Origin of the sequence: Coleofasciculus sp. G1-WW12-02 (assembly GCF_040219735.1) — a bacterium.
Classification (GTDB): Bacteria; Cyanobacteriota; Cyanobacteriia; order Cyanobacteriales; family Coleofasciculaceae; genus Coleofasciculus.
In genome coordinates, this window is sequence record NZ_JAVJRX010000169.1 from 1 (window position 1) to 19,227 (window position 19,227).

Genomic DNA, 19,227 nt, shown 5'->3' on the forward strand with positions numbered 1-19,227 from the left:
CCATCATCAATACTCCATGTTTGTCTAAAAATGAACAAAAAAGCAACAGAAACGCAAGAATTGTTGGACTGATTGATTTTGTCGGAGTAAAATTTTTATTCCTTCCTAATGCTGTCCGTCAGGATCTGCGGAATGTAGGTTGCAACTGAGGCTCTCTTCTAGTCCTGCCGAAGCAAGGGTTTTCGTTATCCCAAATTCCAAGGGTTAGGAGGACTTAAAAAACTTTATTCGCTGGCGCTACCCGTAATAATTTTGGGATACAATCATCTTGGGTTAACGACAGGTGGATGAGGCGTTAATACTAGCTTACAGCCAGTGCTTTCAGAATTAGGACATTGACCAATAAAATCGCGCACGCCCCTTGAAAGGCATAGCGGCGCTGTTGTTCACTATTAGGATATTCAGAATAATATACAGGGGTTTCGATCGCGTAGTTGTTCAGTTGTCCATTTAATGCCTCTTGGCAACTGTCTGATAGGGCTACCTGTCGAATCGCATTAGCGTCCGCCAACATTAAACTGAAGTTCCCCCAGCCAAAAAATCAAAACTGCCTCACCGTGCGGCTTTCGGCGATTTTTAAGCCGCTCTACATGGGTACGATCGCTGAAACCTTGATGTAGCGTGGGTTTCCGTCGATCTCTTGTCTACTGCAAAAATAGCGCGATCGCACTATTTTTGCAAGGGCTACATGGGTACGATCTTTGAAGGGGTTGAGCGCTCAAACTACTACGGGATAAGGCTTTAGCCTTGGTGTAGTACATCCGCACGGGGGGAACTTCAGATTAAAATAACGCAATCGGCAGCCGCGATCGCATCCGCCGCTGAGTCAGTCGTTTGGGCGCCTGAAGTCCTCAGAGGTTCTAGCTTAGACAATGTGCGATTGTACGCCACGACTGGTATTTTCGCCTCCAGTAGCCGTTGCGCCATGGGTTGTCCCATTAATCCTGTACCGAGAAATCCGACCTTAACCATGCACTTGTCTTGGAGTTGACGACATCAAAACACTCTTTTTCAGTCTCACACCCATTCTTGCCTCTGACACCTATCTGTTGAGGGATTTCTCTATCTGTGAACATAAGACATAAGAAATAAGACATTTATCCTTTCCACCAACGCTCCCCTTGCACAAGGGTATGCATTTGCCAATTCGGATCAGGTTGGGGATAATCGAAGCGGTAATGTCCGCCGCGACTTTCTGTCCGAAACAGGGCGCTTTTCAAAATTAAGTAAGCTACATCTAATAAGTTAGATGTTTCTCCCCAAGTTCGCACCAGGTAATCGGCATTGGGGACATCAAGTTGAACCGTTTTCTGTGGCGTTAAATCCCGTAACTGTTGGCTTAAAGGCAATGTAGCAAATTCAGACTGCCAGACTTCCACCTGCTTTGTCGCACGCTCTAGCATCTGGGCGGATCGAGAAATCCCGGCACTTTGCCACACTAAGCGTTTTAACTGATCTTGCATCGCAACTATTTTATCCGTTTTAGTGGCTTCATCGGATAAGGTTAATGGGGAAATAGAAACAGGGAACTGAGAACCTGATTCCTGATGCAAGACAGATTGATCCGGTGTCAATTCCCCCAACTGAGCCCCAAACACAATACATTCCAATAACGAATTACTGGCTAGACGGTTGGCACCGTGAACACCCGTACTCGCCGTTTCACCCACGGCATATAAGTTAGGAATAGAGGTACAAGTCATTAAATCTGTAGCAATTCCCCCCATCCAATAGTGGGCGGCGGGGGTGACGGGAATCATATCCCGAAATACATCAATTCCCCATTGCTGACAAACCTGGATAATATTCGGAAATCGGTGGCGAATGCGATCATCGGGAATAGGTCGTAAATCTAAATAGACATGACTGGAGGCTGGATCAGGTTTAGTTTTCTGTAAATGACTATAAATCGCCCGACTCACCACATCTCTGGGCGCGAGCTCGCCATCGGGATGATACTCAAAAGCAAAACGGTGTCCCTGATCATCCACTAGATGCGCCCCTTCTCCCCGCACCGCTTCGCTGATCAGAAAATGAGGCGCTCCCGGTTTAGTTAAAGCTGTGGGATGAAATTGGACAAATTCCAAGTCTTTGAGAATCGCACCCGCCCGCCACGCGATCGCGACTCCATCTCCGGTACTCACATCGGGATTCGTCGTCTGGGCAAAAACTTGACCACCGCCTCCCGTAGCCAGAACAACCGCACCCGCCCGTATCCAACTGATTTGACCTTGATACATGAGTTGGACACCCTGACAATGACCCGTCTCAGGATTGAGCCATACAGACAAGGCAAACGCCTGCTGAAGCACCGTAATATTAGCTTGGCGCAAGACTAAGGCAGTCAGCGTACTCACCACCGCCCGCCCTGTGGTATCCGCTGCATGGAGAACCCGGGGACGAGAATGAGCCGCCTCTAAGGTTAACGCTAACTGCTCCCCCCGTCGATCAAACGTCACCCCCATCTCCACTAACGAGCGAATCCGATCTGGCGCTTGTTGAGCCAGAAACTTGACAGCATCAGCGTCACAAAGCCCTGCACCTGCCCGAAGTGTATCCTCAACATGCAACGTCGGTGAATCTCCTGGGGCAATAGCCGCCGCAATACCGCCCTGCGCCCAGTCACTGGCACCGATGGATAGAGTATCTTTGGTAATCAGTCCCACATTTAAGGTATCGGGTAGACAAAGGGCGGCATAAAGTCCAGCCGCACCAGCGCCTACGACGACAACATCAAACTGGGTCGGTTGATGGAGTGGCTGCGATTGAGAATTGTCGGGAACAGAAATCATAGTTAGTCAAAATATAGTCAAATAGTTTAGCAGACGTGGGAATCTTCATCACCCCAAGGGCAACGTAGAGACGTAGCATGGCGCGTCTCTACACCGGACAGGTTGTCATCCCTGTACCATCTACCATCTGCCTTTATGTGTAAAAAATCACCCACCCCCAACAGGAGTGGGTTGAACTAGGAATTTTCTGAATTATCCGAGTTTAGTAGACGCCAGGATTAAAGCGGTCGTCACCTTCGTTGTAAACGTCCGCTGTCTCGGTCACCGTAAAATTGTCCAGGTTATCTTTTAGGATCTGTTTTTGCCGCTCAGTCAATCCTGGAATCTCAAGCACTTCCTCTACATTGTCGTAGGGGGCATTTTGAATAATTAATGCCGCTACCGTCGGGAACAGCCCCCGATACTGCCGAAACGCTCGGATATGAGTATTGTTCAAATCAAGCTTTTGACCAAACTCCGTTTCCAGCTTGGCATCGGCTGGATTGCGTAGAGTTGTCTCGGCAAGTAACATCGGTGACCCATTCTCGATCGCGTTACTCAAAGACATGCCCGGAGTCCAGGACATTGGTGCTGCGATCGCGTTTTGGGAGAAACCCAACCATCCCCAGCAGCCCACTAACAGTCCCAATACCACTAACACACTAACCAATCGTTTCATTAACTCTCCTCCTTACTCAGACACATTGAAGACCGAGAGAGAACTGCCCCTCTCTTCGATTACTTTAACTTTTGTTTTCTATCCTCTCATCTTATCTGGCTCTACCTCAAGAGTTTAGGCGCTCATCCCCCCACAATTATGAAAAAAGCTAAAAGCCTACCGGAAAATCGGTGTTTTGTGGGAAAATTTAAAATTGTCTCTTTTGACGATAAGGATCAGGAAATTAGCTATGGCTCTGCGATTAGGCGATACCGTCCCCAACTTCACTCAATCCTCTAGTGAAGGCGACATCAACTTTTATGACTGGGCAGGGGATAGCTGGGTCGTGTTATTCTCCCACCCAGCTGACTATACACCCGTTTGCACCACAGAGTTAGGCGAGGTTGCCAAGCTCAAACCCGAATTCGACAAGCGCAATGCTAAAGTCATCGCCTTGAGTGTTGACGATGCGGATTCTCATCAGGGTTGGATTCAAGACATTAACGAAACCCAGAATACTACCGTCAACTACCCAGTATTGGCAGATGCTGATAAAAAAGTGTCTGATCTGTATGACATGATTCATCCCAACGCCAATGCTAGTGTTACGGTACGCACAGTCTTCGTCATTGATCCCCAGAAAAAACTGCGCCTGACCATCACCTATCCTCCCAGCACCGGTCGCAACTTTGACGAAATCTTACGGGTGATTGACTCCCTACAGTTGACGGATCACCATCAAGTGGCAACTCCCGTGAATTGGAAAGATGGGGATGACTGTGTGATTGTCCCCTCTCTCAAAGATCCCGAAGTCTTAAAAGAAAAATTCCCCAAAGGTTACACCGAAGTCAAGCCTTACCTGCGGATGACCCCTCAACCCAACAAGTAGAGACTTAAGGTGGGGAACGTCTCGGAGATGGGGTGTGTTCCAGACGTAGCATGCTACGTCTTTTAGCAGGGGGAGTTCCTCCTGTAGGGGCGGGTTTTACTGATAACGTTTTGGCACAAACCAATAACTTGACTAAACCCGCCCTTCTCGGTGAACAGGGAAAAATAGGGAAGATAGGGGAATTAATTCTTGCACTTGATCGGGGCGGGTTTAGTTACATCTGGGTAAGGGAAGAAACCATAACAGTGAAACCCGCCCCTACATAAAACTTTACATTACCCTATATTTCCAACCGGGAGAAATGTCAACTTAAAAATTAGAGCAGAATACTCAATTGAGCAAATGGATATTAAAGACGGCTTTGTCGGCACAGTAGGGAATACACCTCTAATTCGGTTAAATAGCTTCAGCGAAGAAACAGGCTGCGAAATCCTGGGAAAAGCTGAGTTTCTTAATCCTGGCGGTTCTGTCAAAGACCGCGCCGCCCTCTATATTATTCAAGATGCTGAAGAAAAAGGCTTACTCAAGCCCGGTGGTACAGTTGTTGAGGGAACGGCTGGTAATACGGGTATTGGTCTAGCGCATATTTGTAATGCTAAGGGATATAAGTGCCTAATTATCATTCCTGAAACTCAATCCCAAGAGAAAATGGATGCTTTGAGGACGCTAGGTGCTCAAGTGCGTCCGGTTCCGGCTGTGCCGTATAAAGACCCAAATAATTACGTTAAGCTATCTGGACGAATTGCCGAAGAGATGGAAAATGCGATTTGGGCAAATCAGTTTGATAATTTAGCGAATCGACTGGCACATTACGAAACCACAGGACCCGAAATTTGGCAACAAACCAACGGTAACGTTGATGCTTGGGTGGCGGCGACAGGGACAGGGGGAACATTCGCTGGGGTTTCCCTGTTCCTGAAAGAAAAAAATCCCCAAATTAAATCGATTGTGGCTGACCCCATGGGGAGTGGGTTGTACAGTTACGTGAAGACGGGGGAAATTACTACAGAGGGGAATTCGATTACGGAAGGGATTGGTAACAGCAGAATTACCGCCAATATGCAAGGGGTTCCCATTGACGATGCCATTCAAATTGATGACAAAGAAGCCGTGCGGGTGATTTATCAACTGCTGGAAAAGGATGGTTTGTTTATGGGCGGTTCTGTAGGAATTAATGTCGGTGCAGCCGTAGCCTTAGCGAAAGAAATCGGACCGGGGCACAGGATTGTTACGGTGCTTTGTGATAGCGGTTCCCGTTATCAATCGCGGCTTTATAATCGGGAGTGGCTGGCGCAAAAGGGTCTGTTACCTGAAAGTTAGTACATGATTAAATTTGTACGGTGATGCATTAACACGACCGGGCGTATGCCCCGTTTGTCCAGGGTTGTACAGCGTAACACCGTCAGGTAAAGTCTCATTTCGTCCCTTGGGTGAAGCGTTGCACAGTCAATTGGATGGCTAAAGCGACTAAACCAACAGCCACGAGACTAAAGACAGCCGTGGCGAGAGTACTGATACCAACAACTAAAGTACGAACCGCGATCGCAATATTAACCGCCGTCACATTCCCAGAGGGTAGAGGTTTATTCGCCAAGGATTGTGCAATAGCGGTTGTCAGCCAGTAACCTGCGATCGCGAAGGAACCCGATATCAAGGCTGAAGCCAAGCAGCGCCAGGGACTCGGTAACGTTTGATCGGTAGTCGTGGGTTGGTTATCGGGATTAGTCGTCATGAGTCTGATATCCTTTGTCATTGATCTTAGTACGAATGTCACCGAGGGTTCAGCCACGAGCCAATTATCCTTATTATCCTTATCATTGAAGAGAATTTACTAGAGCTCAGCCTTCAGGCATCCCCTGTCCGTATCCAAAACATCTATGCAAATTTCTCCAGAAAAAGCCGTCGATATCCCCACCCCAACAGTTGAGCAAATGACGCTAGATGTTGGGGGGATGAAATGTGCAGGCTGTGTCAGTGCGGTGGAACGACAGCTAGAACAGCAACCTGGGGTGATTTCTGCCCGGGTCAACTTGGTGACAGAAGTGGCGGTGGTTGAGTATGAAGTCGGTCAAGCTGATCCAGCCGCCCTAGCGGAAAAATTAACCGCGACAGGGTTTCCCTCCCAACCCCGTTATTCCCAAGCAGGAGAAACTTCACAAGAACACCTCACCCCGACTCAACGCCATGAACAACAGGCAAAGGAACAACTGCGGCAATTAATAATTGCGGGTGTTCTAGTCATTCTCTCGACCATCGGACATATCGGTCATTGGTTTAATGGACCAATGCTACCTGTGTTTAGCACGATCTGGTTTCACTGGGGACTGGCAACCTTAGCACTCCTTGGACCTGGACGTCCCATTATCAGCGATGGCTGGCGCGGATTGCGGCATCAAACCCCGAATATGAACACCTTGGTGGGACTGGGAACCTTGGCGGCTTATGGAGCTAGCTGTGCGGCATTCTTCTTGCCTCAATTAGGCTGGGAATGCTTCTTTGATGAACCAGTGATGTTACTCGGCTTTATCCTGCTAGGGCGTACCTTGGAACAACGGGCAAGGCGTCAGGCATCAGCTGCTTATGAATCATTATTGGCATTGAAGCCCAAGGTAGCCCGGTTAATTGGTAAATCCACACCCGCCGCCACAGAAGTGGGCATCGAAATTCCTGTGGAACAAGTTCGTGTGGGCGAATGGTTGCGCGTTTTGCCGGGAGAAAAAATACCCGTTGATGGCGAAGTGATGGCGGGTCAGTCGTCGGTAGATGAGTCAATGTTGACAGGGGAACCCTTACCTGTCCTCAAGCAACCCGGAGATCTGGTTACGGCTGGCACCTTGAATCAATCGGGTGCGATCGCGATTCAAGCGACGCGCATTGGACAGGAAACCACCTTAGCGCAAATTGTCGCCCTAGTGGAAGAGGCGCAAACGCGCAAAGCACCGGTGCAGAATTTAGCGGATACAGTCGCCGGATATTTTACTTATGGAGTATTGACAATAGCCATCCTCACCTTCCTGTTTTGGGATCTGGTTGGGACAAAAATCTGGACTCAGGTGTTAGGGGAAGGAGACTCGCTGATGGGTGATTCAATATCACCATTACTATTGAGCTTAAAATTAGCGATCGCGGTATTAGTGATTGCCTGTCCCTGTGCCTTGGGATTAGCCACCCCGACAGCAATTCTAGTCGGCACCAGCCTAGGGGCAGAACGGGGCTTATTGATTAAAGGAGGTGACATATTAGAACGAGTCCATCACCTCGATACCATTGTCTTTGACAAAACAGGTACTCTGACCCAAGGAAAACCCACTGTAACTGATTGTCTGTCTATTAGGGAATGGGCAGATGAAGAGTACACAGGAGGTGTACAGGAGAAATTATCCCCATCCCCATTCCCCATTCCCCATTCCCAACTCAAAACTCCACACTCAACACTTCTACAACTTGCCGCAGCAGCGGAACGAGGCACAACTCATCCCCTCGCAGAAGCGATTTGTACGGCGGCGGCACAACAACAACTCCCCCTATTAGCTGCCCAAGATTTTTATACCGAAGCTGGACTAGGAATATCTGCCCTCGTCGAAAATCAACGGGTATTACTGGGGAATGAAGACTGGTTACGTCAGCAAGGTGTGACCATTAATGATACCGCCCAAGCACAAGCCCAACACTTAGCGGCTGTGGGTAAAACCGTGGTGTATATCGCCGTGGATGGAGAATTGGCTGGACTCCTCGCTTTAACAGATTTACCCAAACCCGATGCTAAAACAACAGTCGAACAGCTACAGGCGATGGGACTGCGCGTGATGCTGCTAACCGGGGATCAACTGGATGCCGCAACAAACGTGGCACAACAGCTTGCCATTGATCCAGCCAATGTTATGGCAGGTATCCGTCCCGATGGGAAAGCTGCCGCGATCGCACAATTGCAAGCCCAGGGAAACTGCATCGCCATGGTTGGAGATGGAATTAACGATGGTCCAGCCTTAGCCCAAGCTGATGTTGGTATCGCCCTGCAAGCGGGAACAGATGTTGCCCGGGAAACGGCGGGAATTATTCTCATGCAACCTAGCGCTACCAGTCCCCAAGCTGGCGGCTTAATGGATATTGTCAAAGCCATCAAACTGTCTCGCGCTACCTTTAACAAAATTCGCCAAAATCTCTTCTGGGCTCTAGGATATAACACTTTGGGTATTCCCGTAGCGGCAGGTGTACTGTTACCTGGATTTGGTATCGCTCTCAATCCGGCTGTAGCGGGCGCCTTGATGGCATTTAGTTCAGTCACTGTCGTCAGTAACTCTTTGCTATTGCGTCGGGGTTGGAACTCCACCGGGGTGATTCACCAGTAGAGAGCATGTCCCCTTTGTCGGTTGGGTAGAGCGTAAGCGTTACCCAACAGGCTCACCCCCTGGCGTTGGGTTTCGTTCCCAGGACTAAACCGACAAACGTTTTGCACTGTTCCCCGTTGCCCGTTGCCCGTTCCCATAAATTACCCTTGCCAATGTAGTAGAATACGAAGTAATGGTAGTGCTTAGGTGATTCTTTTCAAGTCTCGCTAACAAAGCAGCGAAGGCTGGTAAGTGGGTTTTTAGATAGGGGTCAAGCATTTAAGCGCCATAGTTATGCAACTTATTGCTATCCTGTCTCCGTAAATGCTTCTTCCCGTACACCCCACCATAAAAACCAGAGCAAGCTATTGTTGTGATAGCCACATTGAGAAAGTTTTATCAATATGAATTCACAGCCGGCTTGTGGGGTCTTCTCGACCGGGATTGTAACGCAGCTATTAAGATAAACATAGAGGGGTTTTGAACTGTTGCGGGGAAAATTGTAGAAAATTGTAGATATATAGTAAAATCTAAGAAACTTCTGCCAATGGGGAGGGGTAAGCAGCAACACAAGCCTTGCTGGAAACTCTTACTTATCACCGTAATCGCTATGTGGAGAACTATCTGCACAATACCAGCCGACTAATAGCCAATAGGCTAAAACAGCTTGGGATCGCAACTTTAGTCATCGGCAAAAATGAAGGCTGGAAACAAGAGGTTAATCTGGGCAAACGGAATAATCAAAAGTTTGTTAATATTCCTCATGCCAAGTTAATCGACCAGATTACCTATAAGTGTGAATTAATAGGCATCAAGGTAGTCATTCAAGAGGAAAGTTATACTTCAAAAACATCAGCCTTAGACTTAGAGGCTCCCTATAAGCAATCAGCCTATTTGGGGAGACGAGTCAAAAGAGGTTTGTTTAAGTCAAGTGAGGGACGTTTGATTAATGCGGACATCAATGGAAGTATCCAAATTATCCGCAAGTATCTCCCAGAGGCATTCAGCGTCGAGGGAGTAGTGAGCTGCGCCGTGCCGCCAATACTGGTCAATCCAGTGTGAAAGACTGAACCCATAAGTTTCTACAAGTTCAGTCTACACGGTTATTGCATATTCCTCACTATAAAAAGCCAAAAGCACCGCCAATTAGCGGAACCCCAACGGAAGCCTATCGGCTCTTCCGTAGGGTCAGTGCCAAAGGATGTCACAAAATTGTAACATTGGAGTCTGTGCCATTATCTGCATTAATGCTTATGATGATTGAATGGGGGAAGACCAAATTGGAGGTCGGCAATTTAGGTCGTTTCTTCTTGATCCGTTAAAGAAAATGATTAAGCAGTTTGCTAATGTAAGAAAGCATAGACACAGCGACAGTGAATGAACTGCACTCTCTATCCCTATTTTTCGATGTTCAATGCCTGCAAAATCCTGTTCAAACCATCTGTTAATTATTGAAGACGAAAAAGGGCGCAAGGAATATACCTTGGAGGAACCCGTTTATTCCATAGGCAGAGATCCGGATGTGGATATTCGTCTGTTCTCACAATTTGTGTCTCGCCGACACGCTACTCTAGTGCGGCGAGAACGGGAGGACGGCAGTTTCTACTACCGTATTGTCGATGGTAACCTCAAAGGGAAAACCAGCGCCAATGGACTGGTAATTAACGGTCGTAAACTTCCAGCCCATGATCTTGAAGATGAGGACGAAGTCGTCTTCGGTCCTCAAGTTAGTGCCAAATATTACATACTCAAGCGCGACTCTGTTCCCACCGGACCTCCCGATGAGTTTGACATCACCCTGATTAGCCCAAATATGATGGGGGGAGATCCAGATGACTGGACACCCTGATTATTAGCCCAACTTTGATCAGGGAAGTCCAGATGATTGAAACCAGGGGATTGAAACGAAAGGAAACGAAACAAACCCAACCATGGAATAAAGGAAAACAAAATCTGACTACAGGGTAAGTCGGGATTTATCCAGCAACACTTTCTAAGAGTTGCCAATGGCGGTTTTGGGCAACCGCCTCTTGAACTTCATAAAACTTATCGTGGCAGTGGTTGTCTACCTGTAAAGGTAACTCTTCATTTTTGATCACGAAATTCATGCGAATTTCCTGATCGGTAGCCATCGATTTGTCAATCAAAACCTCCACTGTCACGAGTTTGGCAAAGGCAACATGACCGGGAATCTCCCGTGCCATGATATAGTCTCCCGTATCATAGATAATGTCAAAATCGCAGGATTGTAAAACCTCAATCAACGATGGCTGAAGGTGATCGGGAGAAACTGCAACCGTAAATGAACAAGTGTAGCGAGCCATATTTAACCCTAGGCGTCAGATAGCTAGACCTTCTTATCATATCGAACCTCTGTTAAGGCTCATGAGCAGAAGGCTAAAAAAAATAAACTGATGCTCAGTTGTTTATCAGCTACCAGTATCTTAGCGGCTGATCCGGATAAGATGATCAATAAATCAGATTAGGGGTGGAGAAGGGGAAATGCTGATCGTGTTTGAGGGGGTCGAAGGTAGCGGCAAAACCACCCAAATCAAGCGATCGCGGGATTGGTTCCTCACCAGTGGCGTACTAGACACCCTGGGTAATTGTGGTAAGCAGCCACCTGTGATCATCACCCGAGAACCCGGAGGAACCACCCTAGGAATAAAACTACGTCAACTCTTACTCCAAGAAAACTCCTCATCCCTACAACACCGAACCGAACTCCTACTCTATGCCGCTGATCGATCGCAGCATGTTGAAGAATTGTTACAGCCTCAGCTCACCGCCGGGGCGATTATTTTGTGCGATCGCTACACCGACTCAACGATTGCCTATCAGGGGTATGGGCGAGGAATTGATCTAGCCCTGATTGAGCAAATCAACCACATCGCCACAGGAGGAATAGAAAGTGATTTGACCTTGTGGTTAGATGTTGATGTCACAATTGGTTTACAGCGAGCTAAAGAACGGGGAGTCGCTGATCGCATGGAACAAGCGGAGTTAACCTTTCACCAGCGAGTACAGCAGGGTTTTGCCCAATTAGCCTCCCATCATCCCCAGCGAATTGTCAGGATTGACGCCAATCAAAGCCCTGACGCCGTACAACTAGATATTCAGACGGTTTTGCGTCAACGAATTGGACACAAGCATGTCATAGATGTTTGACATAAGACGAATGACGAACAAATGACCATAGTTGCACAAAAACAAGCGATCGCACTCTTAGAGGGGGCAATTACAGCCAACCGCATCGCCCCAGCTTATCTGTTTGCCGGTTCTCCTGGAGTCGGGCGGGGTCTGGTCGCCCGGTGGTTCATTGAACGGTTGTTTTGTCAAGATATCCCACCCCAGAAGCAACCATTAGTCAAGAAACGCCTACAACAGGGGAACCATCCCGATCTCCTCTGGATCGAACCCACCTATCTGCACAATGGCATTCGCTTATCCGCCAAGGAAGCGGCAGAAAAAGGACTCAAGCGCAAAACCCCCCCTCAAATTCGCCTGGAACAAATTCGAGAAATTAGCCAATTTTTAGGACGTTCTCCCCTAGAAGCCTCTCGTCAAATTGTGGTGCTCGAACAGACGGAAACCATGGCAGAATCAGCCGCAAATGGCTTGCTCAAGACGCTAGAAGAACCCGGAAACGCCACGTTAATTTTAATTGCTCCCAGTCCCGATGCCTTATTACCCACCTTAGTGTCCCGTTGTCAACGGATTCCCTTTTATCGATTAGCACAAGACGACATGGCACAGGTGCTACAGCAAACAGGTTATGAGCAGATTCTCCAAGAACCCTCTATATTAGCCATTGCCCAAGGAAGTCCCGGAGAAGCGATCGCGGCGTTTGAACAACTCCAAGCCATTCCCCCAGAATTACTGGCAAAGCTGAACCAATTGCCCAACTCATCCCGCATGGCGCTAGAACTTGCCAAGGAAATTGATCAAACCCTTGATCCCCAAGCTCAATTGTGGTTAGTGGACTATTTACAGCATAGCTACTGGCAACACCAATCCCATACCCAGATTATTCACCAATTAGAGCAAGCGCGAACCTACCTTCTCGGCTATGCTCAACCTCGATTGGTTTGGGAAGTGACGCTTTTAGAGTGTCAATCAGTTTCATGAGAATGTCCTGAATCGTCTTGGTGTCCATGTTCAGTTTCTGACCCTTGATGATGATCGCCCGATTCTGTAGCATCATTGGGGAGTAAAAATTGCAATTGTGAGCGAACTTCTGTGTGTCTAATTATTCCTCCCTGAAGTCCCGTCCATGACACCAAACCTGTAGAAATAACTGCCACGACTAACAAGGTTATGGAAAACCAGGATGGAGTATTCTTTGTCCCTCGGAACAAGCCAAATAAGCTGATTACTCCTAATATCTCTAAAGCAATGAGAGCTTGCTCGGCAATGTTTCTATGGGCGTGAATCAACGAATGGGGAACTTGAGGAAGAGCGCTAACCACTTCTTCCGCTTGCATCCCTGCCCAAAAAACGGGGATCGTAATTAGGGCAATGATAAAAAAGCACCAATAACTTGCTTTTTTCAAATCTTCACTATCTTTGGCTAGGGCATAAATTAGTAATAGTAAACCAAATATATTCCTTAAAAATTGATAGATTGATCACCTCGATTTCATCCTATGAGACTGTCCATAAGATTCAATCTACCTAAAGAAGTATAAAACGTTAATTTGTGTAAATTATCGAAGTATTCGTCTATACTTTACTGAATTACTCTCGGCGAGGTTAGCATTTACTTTACTGAGCAATAAAATGCTTTCCTGAAAGATAGCTATTGTATTTTTTTACAAGGTTTTGTTATGGACTGGGATTACGAACTTTTGGTTATTGGCGCGGGACCCGGTGGTTTAGCGGCGGCTGAAAGCGCGGCTGGATATGGCGTCCGGGTGGCGATCGCGGAGCAAGATCAAGTCGGTGGCACTTGTGTGGTACATGGTTGTATCCCCGAAAAACTAATGACTTATGCGGCTGGTTTCTCCAAAGTGTTTGAACGGGCGGATGAATATGGATGGGGTCATGTTTCGAGGAACTTTGATTGGTGTCAATTTATGGAAGCCAGAAACCGCGACATTCAGCATTTGTGCCAAAGGCATACCCAAAAGCTGGAAAAAGCTGGCGTTGAATTGCTCAAAGGACATGCTAAATTTTTAGATGCTCACACGGTAGATATTGATGGACATCCGTACAAGGCGAAGCATATTTTGATTGCGGTTGGTCGAAAAGCAATAAAACCCCAGGTTCCCGGAATTGAATATGCGATTACAACCCGGAAATTTCTCGAACTTAAGCATCAACCCAAACACCTGGCTATTATTGGCAGTAACTATATTGCTGTGAAACTGGCGGGGATTATGAATGGGTTGATCTCAAAAGTTACTCTAGTCATCGCAGAGGAGAAAATATTGCCCGGTTGTGATCAGGATTTGCGGACAACGGTTCAAGACGAGATGACTCGGTTGGGAATTAGAATCTGCACCAATAGCCAGGTTGAGAAAATTGAACGAGTGCAAGATTGTCTGAATTTAAGGTTATTGGGTAATAGTGAACCCGTAGAAGTGGAAACCGTTGTCTGGATTACCGATCGCGTTCCTAATTGGGATGGATTGGGTTTAGAGAAAGCTGGGGTTGAAGTCAAGCAGGGAGCGATCGCGGTTGATGAGTACAGCCGTACCAGTCAAGCTAATATTTTCGCTGTAGGTGATTGTACCGCTAGACCCCCATTTACCCCAGTTGCGATCGCGGCGGGTCGAGCTTTCGCCGATACAGAATTTGGTGATCATCCTCGAATTGTCGATTATGACTATGTTCCCTACGTTGTTTCTTCCCAACCTGAAGCCGCTACCGTCGGGTTAACTCAAGCTCAAGCACAAGCACAGTTGGGCGAATCGGTGCGTTGTTATCAAAAAACATTCCAATCCCTTTTAGATATGAGGGCAGAATCACCGGAAAAAACACTACTGAAGCTAGTAGTTGATAGCAACTCAGATCGGGTTTTAGGCGCTCAGATGGTAGGAGACTGTGCCTCCGAGATTATTCAGATGATTGCTTTAGCCATTAACGCCGGGGTGACTAAGGCAGATTTTAATCATGCAATTGGCATTCATCCTTCCATCGGTGAAGAATTTTTCTGTTTATAACCGTAGGGGTTTGGTCTCCAAACTAAAAAGACGCCCAGGATATAGGATGCCATTTTCCAGCCGTAGTATTTGGCATTAATCCGAATTATCGGGAACACGACTAAATCACTAAAAATAAACGCGATAACCCCAGCAAAACTCACCCCATTGGCATAGAGAACCGAAGCCAAAGGAATATTCCCCATAGAACCGATAAACGTAAAAAATGCCGCAACGGGTCCAACAATCGTATTTTCTAGAATCGCCAAAAATCCGGGATTCCCATCTTGTCCAGAACCAATAAACAGGAACTGAAAAAACGATCGCGGCACAAATACAGCAATAGCCCCCGCCACAGTAAAACCGATGGTTACGTCTTTCCAAACCATCTTCCATTCCATGAAATATTTACGAGCAACCTGTTTCCATCCCTGTAGAGTTTGAATCTTCTCCTTCCAGTCGGGAGGATCTTCCCCATCATTTTGCTCGCCTTCATCTTCCCGTTCCCGCAGTCGTTTGCGTACCTTTCTAATTAGCTTGGTGGGGCGCGTAAACCGCACAATCAACCACGTAAAAATAATCAGCAGAAGTCCGCCCAAATACTCGCCGACGACGAACTGCCAACCGAGGAAGACGGCGATGATAAATCCTAACTCAATTACTAAATTGGTTGAGGCGAGTAAGAAAGCCAGGGAAGGAACAAACCCGGCTCCTTTTTTAAATAAGGATTTCGTTGTCGCTAGGGCGGCAAAACTACAGGAACTAGAAATAAACCCGAAAAAGGTTCCCAAGGCGACGCTACCTTTTCCCGCTTCACCCATTGTCTTTTGCATACGTTCGCGGGTCACAAAAACCTGGATAGCGCTGCTAATGACATAACCCAAGATGAACGCCCATAACGCTTTCCAGAAAAAGCCGAGTGAGGTTAACACTGCCTCACTATACATTTGCCAAAAGCTTGCGTTGTTCATGATACTTAACTGATTTGATATTTTTTTGATTGTTAGGGTCTTATTCCAACGAATTAACTTGATGTCAATAAATTAGCTTATTGAAAAGATCTATCAATAGCTAGATGAATTGAAACGGCTTCAAGCTCTGTAAACTACCCTAAAGAAGGGGTTAAGGGATTACATCTAACTATCGGATGATTCTTGATTCTATCTACTACCGCTAAGCGCAGTAGAGGCAAGTTATGACTTGCCCCTACTGATATTGGTTCAGATTTTTAGGTGGCAAACTAGGGACTTTATCGCTATCCTACAGGTTATCGGAAAAAGGTTTTACTATCACACGCCCAATAATCCGAACAATTTTTCGCTTGGATGCTGAGAACTTTATAGGGATGTACAACACACTTTTTTTCAGGCTTTTTGTTAAAAAATCTGCATTTAGTACAGGAAAATTTAGGTTTTACAACTAATTTTAATTTTCACGGTAACGGTTGAACGTTAAGCCAACTTAGTTCGACGTAACATAACTGCATTAATCGCCACAATGACTGTAGAAAGACTCATTAATAATGCCCCGACTGCGGGAGACAATAAAATTCCCCAAGCGTAAGCGACTCCAGCCGCCAGTGGAATTGCAATCACGTTATTTTAACCACAGCTTTAGCCAGGGAATGTTCAGAGGATGTTTCTAATGCAGGGGCAATTGCCAGGGCGTCTGTTTCGCTTATGTCTTCTGTATAAATATAAAGAACCATTGCTGAAATTGGAATGAGAAGTAGAGGATGGGTAAGGTGAGGATTAAACTAATAAAAAAGCGGCGTTTTACCCAAGACAACAGTATCTAAGACATCCACTTGAGCTAAACTGAAAAACCGCGAACCCGAAAATCCGGCTAATTTTAAGGTGGACTCAGATTGCTGTCCTCTCGCTTTTCACTGTAGAAAGTTGCGGGTGCGATCGCGTCCAACTAGAGAATGAGCTGTAATATCTGACTAATGGTGGACAACGATTTCATTTTGATTTCATGAGTTGATGCTATGAGAATTTTTTTAGTCGAAGATGAACCCGATTTAGGCGCGGCGATTAAGCGGGCGTTGAATCAAGAGGCTTATATTGTAGATTGGGTTCTCGATGGCGTTGAAGCCTGGGAATACTTAGAATCAGACTGGATTCAATACACCTTGGCAATCTTTGATTGGCTATTACCCGGATTATCCGGATTAGACTTATGTAAACGGCTGCGATCGCAACAAAGTCCTCTGCCCATCTTAATGCTCACGGCAAAGGATCGGATGGAGGATAAAATAATGGGGCTAGATGCTGGCGCTGATGATTATCTAGTCAAACCCTTTGGTATGGAGGAACTCCTAGCGCGGTTGAGAGCATTGCAGAGGCGCTCACCTCATTTCCAAGCGCAACACCTCAAAATCGGCAACCTCACCTTAGATTACGGTACTCATACCGCTTATTGGCAAGACTCCCCAGGAAATCAGCAAACGATTCCCCTCACTCATAAAGAATTTCAGTTGTTGGAATATTTTATGAGACATCCTAACCAAATTGTCACCCGCGATCAGGTGCTCAATCAACTCTGGGAATTGGGTACAGAACCAATGAGTAATGTTGTGGCGGCGCAAATGCGACTGCTGAGACGGAAGCTGGCGCAGCAGGGTTGCGATCATTTGATTGAGACGGTTTATGGGGTGGGTTATCGTCTAAATGTTCCATCTTAGTGTCATTCGTCATTTGTGTGCTTCCTTGCTTACCTAGAAGGGCGGGTTTAGTCACATCCCGGTGCAAAAGAAACGATAATAGTAAAACCCGCCCCTACACCTCTACACCCCTGCACCCCCGCACCCCTACACCCCTGCACCCCATCTCCCTGATCAGATGAATCAAAATCAATTATTTCGCTCAACTCGGTGGCGACTGGCTGGTTGGTATGCTGGCGTTATGGGTTTAATTTTGGGCGTTTCGGGTTTCGGGGTGTATGAGGCGATTGCTCATGCTCATCGCGTTAGTGCTGATCAAGAGTTGAAATCAGTGGCGGGGATGTTGCATGATAGTTTAGAACCGACATTAAGACAACCGGGGCGTCTGGAAACAGCGGCAAAGCGACGTTTACCCAACCTCTGTTTAATGCGCGATCGCACGGTGGATAATCAGACTCAATCTACCTTGGGGGAGTTTTGTACAGCCGAGAGACATACTTCACCTGCTCATCGTTTGAGTGCGATTCATCAAGGCGATTACTTTATCCGCTTCTTCGATAAGTCTGGACAACTGATTGCTCAATCGGGATCACCACCGCAGCAATTGTCTACTGAGTTAATCCCTGAAAACGCCACAGAACAAAGCTTACTCACCCTTAAGGATACGTCAGGCGATCGCTACCGACACCTGGTTTTAGCCTTGGATACCCCAACTAATCAGCCTTGGGGATATCTCCAGGTGGGTCGTTCTTTAGCAGATTTTGATGATTATCTCGCTTCAGTCAGAATCCTGATGTTACTGGGGTTACCTTTAGCTATGTTGCTCGTCGGTGTCGCCGCTTGGTGGCTAGCCGAGTTAGCCATGCGCCCGATTTACCAATCCTACCAGCAGATTCAACAATTTACCGCCGATGCTGCTCACGAATTGCGGACACCCTTAGCGGCGATTCGAGCCACCGTTGAATCGGTTCTCCGACTGGCTTGTATCTCAGAAGCTGAGAGTCGCGAGACGTTGCAGGTTATTGAACGTCAAAATTATCGATTATCTCAACTGGTGAGTGATTTATTGCTGTTGTCTCGTTTAGATCGAAAAATTCAACACAATCAATGGCATCTTTGCTGTATGCAAGACTTGCTCAATGATATTGAAGAAGAACTCGCCGCCCTCGCTATGACCCAGCAGATTAAGTTAACCACAGATATTCAGGTTGATCAACCCATCCAGGTTTTAGGAGACGAAGAACAGCTTTATCGACTGATATTTAATATTGTCGTGAATGCGCTGCATTATACACCCGCCGGGGGTCAGGTTAAGGTTAGTCTGGATTGCCGGGATCAGTGGGTGTTGATTCACATCCAGGATACAGGAATTGGCATTGCACCCGAACATCAGAAGCACATTTTCGACCGATTTTATCGCATCAATAGCGATCGCGCCAGGGTGTCGGGAGGTTCAGGGTTAGGGTTATCGATTGCGCGTGCGATCGCCCAAGCTCATCAGGGTACTATTCAGGTGCACAGTGAATTAGGTAAGGGAAGCCAGTTTACAATTCGGTTACCCAAAAGCGTTTAACACCCAAAACTACCGCAAAATTTGCTTTTCCTTGGTTTCCCCCGTGCAAAAAAAGCGAAGCATCCTATGGCTTCCCCCATGGAACAAAAAGCGAAGCATCCACTGGTCTCCCCCTTTTTAAGGGGGACGGAAGGGGGATCTATAAGGGGGACGGAAGGGGGATCTATAAGGGAAGAGGGAGATCTAAATCGGCAATAAAA

19 protein-coding genes and 2 pseudogenes are annotated in these 19,227 nt (G+C 46.9%); 11 read left to right on the plus strand and 10 right to left on the minus strand.

The window, feature by feature from the left end; genetic code table 11:
• Nucleotides 1-301: 301 nt before the first annotated feature.
• The 4 genes and pseudogenes from psb34 to psbU all read right to left on the minus strand — a co-directional run bounded on the left by psb34 (nucleotide 302) and on the right by psbU (nucleotide 3,450).
• Complete coding sequence (gene psb34, locus RID09_RS26825) at nucleotides 302-514, minus strand: photosystem II assembly protein Psb34 (RefSeq protein ID WP_446338974.1); 213 nt, start codon at nucleotides 512-514, stop codon at nucleotides 302-304.
• A 266-nt stretch (nucleotides 515-780) separates the two neighbouring features.
• Nucleotides 781-972, minus strand: a pseudogene (locus RID09_RS26830) (NAD(P)-binding domain-containing protein); the annotation flags it as partial.
• A gap of 125 nt (nucleotides 973-1,097) precedes the next feature.
• Entirely contained in the window at nucleotides 1,098-2,792 is a 1,695-nt protein-coding gene (gene nadB / locus RID09_RS26835) for an L-aspartate oxidase (RefSeq protein WP_446338975.1), read from the minus strand.
• Between the two features lie 202 nt (nucleotides 2,793-2,994).
• On the minus strand, nucleotides 2,995-3,450 hold the full coding sequence (psbU, locus tag RID09_RS26840) for a photosystem II complex extrinsic protein PsbU (protein WP_446338976.1): 456 nt from the start codon (nucleotides 3,448-3,450) through the stop codon (nucleotides 2,995-2,997).
• 229 nt (nucleotides 3,451-3,679) lie between these two features.
• On the opposite strand from psbU, the gene RID09_RS26845 reads away from it, so the two are divergent.
• The 3 genes from RID09_RS26845 to RID09_RS26855 all read left to right on the plus strand — a co-directional run bounded on the left by RID09_RS26845 (nucleotide 3,680) and on the right by RID09_RS26855 (nucleotide 5,638).
• Nucleotides 3,680-4,318 (plus strand): peroxiredoxin, encoded by a 639-nt coding sequence (locus RID09_RS26845; protein WP_446338977.1) that lies wholly within the window; start codon nucleotides 3,680-3,682, stop codon nucleotides 4,316-4,318.
• A 50-nt stretch (nucleotides 4,319-4,368) separates the two neighbouring features.
• Nucleotides 4,369-4,584 carry a hypothetical protein gene (locus RID09_RS26850; RefSeq protein WP_446338978.1) on the plus strand — a complete coding sequence of 72 codons (216 nt, stop codon included), beginning with the start codon at nucleotides 4,369-4,371 and terminating at the stop codon, nucleotides 4,582-4,584.
• Nucleotides 4,585-4,660: 76 nt separating this feature from the next.
• Complete coding sequence (locus RID09_RS26855) at nucleotides 4,661-5,638, plus strand: cysteine synthase A (protein ID WP_446338979.1); 978 nt, start codon at nucleotides 4,661-4,663, stop codon at nucleotides 5,636-5,638.
• Nucleotides 5,639-5,732: 94 nt separating this feature from the next.
• Here the strand turns inward: RID09_RS26855 and RID09_RS26860 are convergent, their stop codons facing one another.
• A complete protein-coding gene (locus tag RID09_RS26860; RefSeq protein ID WP_446338980.1) occupies nucleotides 5,733-6,050 on the minus strand; it encodes a DUF3082 domain-containing protein in 318 nt (105 codons plus the stop codon).
• Nucleotides 6,051-6,195: 145 nt separating this feature from the next.
• Between RID09_RS26860 and RID09_RS26865 the strand changes: the two genes are divergently transcribed.
• Nucleotides 6,196-8,667: a heavy metal translocating P-type ATPase gene (locus tag RID09_RS26865; protein WP_446338981.1), complete on the plus strand. Its 2,472-nt coding sequence runs from the start codon at nucleotides 6,196-6,198 to the stop codon at nucleotides 8,665-8,667.
• Here the strand turns inward: RID09_RS26865 and RID09_RS26870 are convergent.
• A complete protein-coding gene (locus RID09_RS26870; protein WP_446338982.1) occupies nucleotides 8,658-8,804 on the minus strand; it encodes a hypothetical protein in 147 nt (48 codons plus the stop codon). The two genes, RID09_RS26865 and RID09_RS26870, sit on opposite strands and share 10 nt — an antisense overlap.
• Before the next feature lie 418 nt (nucleotides 8,805-9,222).
• Here RID09_RS26870 and RID09_RS26875 point away from each other — a divergent pair, with 418 nt between their 5' ends.
• Together RID09_RS26875 and RID09_RS26880 are read left to right on the plus strand one after the other, a co-directional pair.
• Nucleotides 9,223-9,708 (plus strand): IS200/IS605 family accessory protein TnpB-related protein, encoded by a 486-nt coding sequence (locus RID09_RS26875; protein ID WP_446338983.1) that lies wholly within the window; start codon nucleotides 9,223-9,225, stop codon nucleotides 9,706-9,708.
• Nucleotides 9,709-10,060: 352 nt separating this feature from the next.
• Complete coding sequence (locus tag RID09_RS26880) at nucleotides 10,061-10,495, plus strand: FHA domain-containing protein (RefSeq protein ID WP_446338984.1); 435 nt, start codon at nucleotides 10,061-10,063, stop codon at nucleotides 10,493-10,495.
• A 127-nt stretch (nucleotides 10,496-10,622) separates the two neighbouring features.
• Here RID09_RS26880 and RID09_RS26885 read toward each other — a convergent pair whose 3' ends face one another.
• A complete protein-coding gene (locus RID09_RS26885) occupies nucleotides 10,623-10,970 on the minus strand; it encodes a hypothetical protein (RefSeq protein ID WP_006104062.1) in 348 nt (115 codons plus the stop codon).
• A gap of 178 nt (nucleotides 10,971-11,148) precedes the next feature.
• On the opposite strand from RID09_RS26885, the gene tmk reads away from it, so the two are divergent.
• Together tmk and holB are read left to right on the plus strand one after the other, a co-directional pair.
• Nucleotides 11,149-11,814, plus strand: a complete 666-nt coding sequence (gene tmk, locus RID09_RS26890; RefSeq protein ID WP_446338985.1) for a dTMP kinase — start codon at nucleotides 11,149-11,151, stop codon at nucleotides 11,812-11,814.
• Between the two features lie 21 nt (nucleotides 11,815-11,835).
• Nucleotides 11,836-12,774, plus strand: a complete 939-nt coding sequence (gene holB / locus RID09_RS26895; protein WP_446338986.1) for a DNA polymerase III subunit delta' — start codon at nucleotides 11,836-11,838, stop codon at nucleotides 12,772-12,774.
• On the opposite strand, the gene RID09_RS26900 is transcribed toward holB, so the two are convergent.
• Entirely contained in the window at nucleotides 12,759-13,130 is a 372-nt protein-coding gene (locus RID09_RS26900; protein ID WP_446338987.1) for a hypothetical protein, read from the minus strand. The genes holB and RID09_RS26900 overlap by 16 nt on opposite strands.
• A 342-nt stretch (nucleotides 13,131-13,472) precedes the next feature.
• Here RID09_RS26900 and gorA point away from each other — a divergent pair, with 342 nt between their 5' ends.
• On the plus strand, nucleotides 13,473-14,810 hold the full coding sequence (gene gorA, locus RID09_RS26905; RefSeq protein WP_446338988.1) for a glutathione-disulfide reductase: 1,338 nt from the start codon (nucleotides 13,473-13,475) through the stop codon (nucleotides 14,808-14,810).
• Nucleotides 14,811-14,833: 23 nt separating this feature from the next.
• Here the strand turns inward: gorA and RID09_RS26910 are convergent.
• A pseudogene (locus RID09_RS26910) lies at nucleotides 14,834-15,760 on the minus strand (permease); the annotation flags it as partial.
• Nucleotides 15,761-16,240: 480 nt separating this feature from the next.
• A complete protein-coding gene (locus tag RID09_RS26915) occupies nucleotides 16,241-16,384 on the minus strand; it encodes a hypothetical protein (RefSeq protein ID WP_446338989.1) in 144 nt (47 codons plus the stop codon).
• A 395-nt stretch (nucleotides 16,385-16,779) separates the two neighbouring features.
• Between RID09_RS26915 and rppA the strand changes: the two genes are divergently transcribed.
• Together rppA and rppB are read left to right on the plus strand one after the other, a co-directional pair.
• Nucleotides 16,780-17,475: a two-component system response regulator RppA gene (gene rppA, locus RID09_RS26920; RefSeq protein ID WP_446338990.1), complete on the plus strand. Its 696-nt coding sequence runs from the start codon at nucleotides 16,780-16,782 to the stop codon at nucleotides 17,473-17,475.
• Nucleotides 17,476-17,632: 157 nt separating this feature from the next.
• A complete protein-coding gene (gene rppB, locus RID09_RS26925; protein WP_446338991.1) occupies nucleotides 17,633-19,027 on the plus strand; it encodes a two-component system sensor histidine kinase RppB in 1,395 nt (464 codons plus the stop codon).
• Nucleotides 19,028-19,227: the final 200 nt, after the last annotated feature.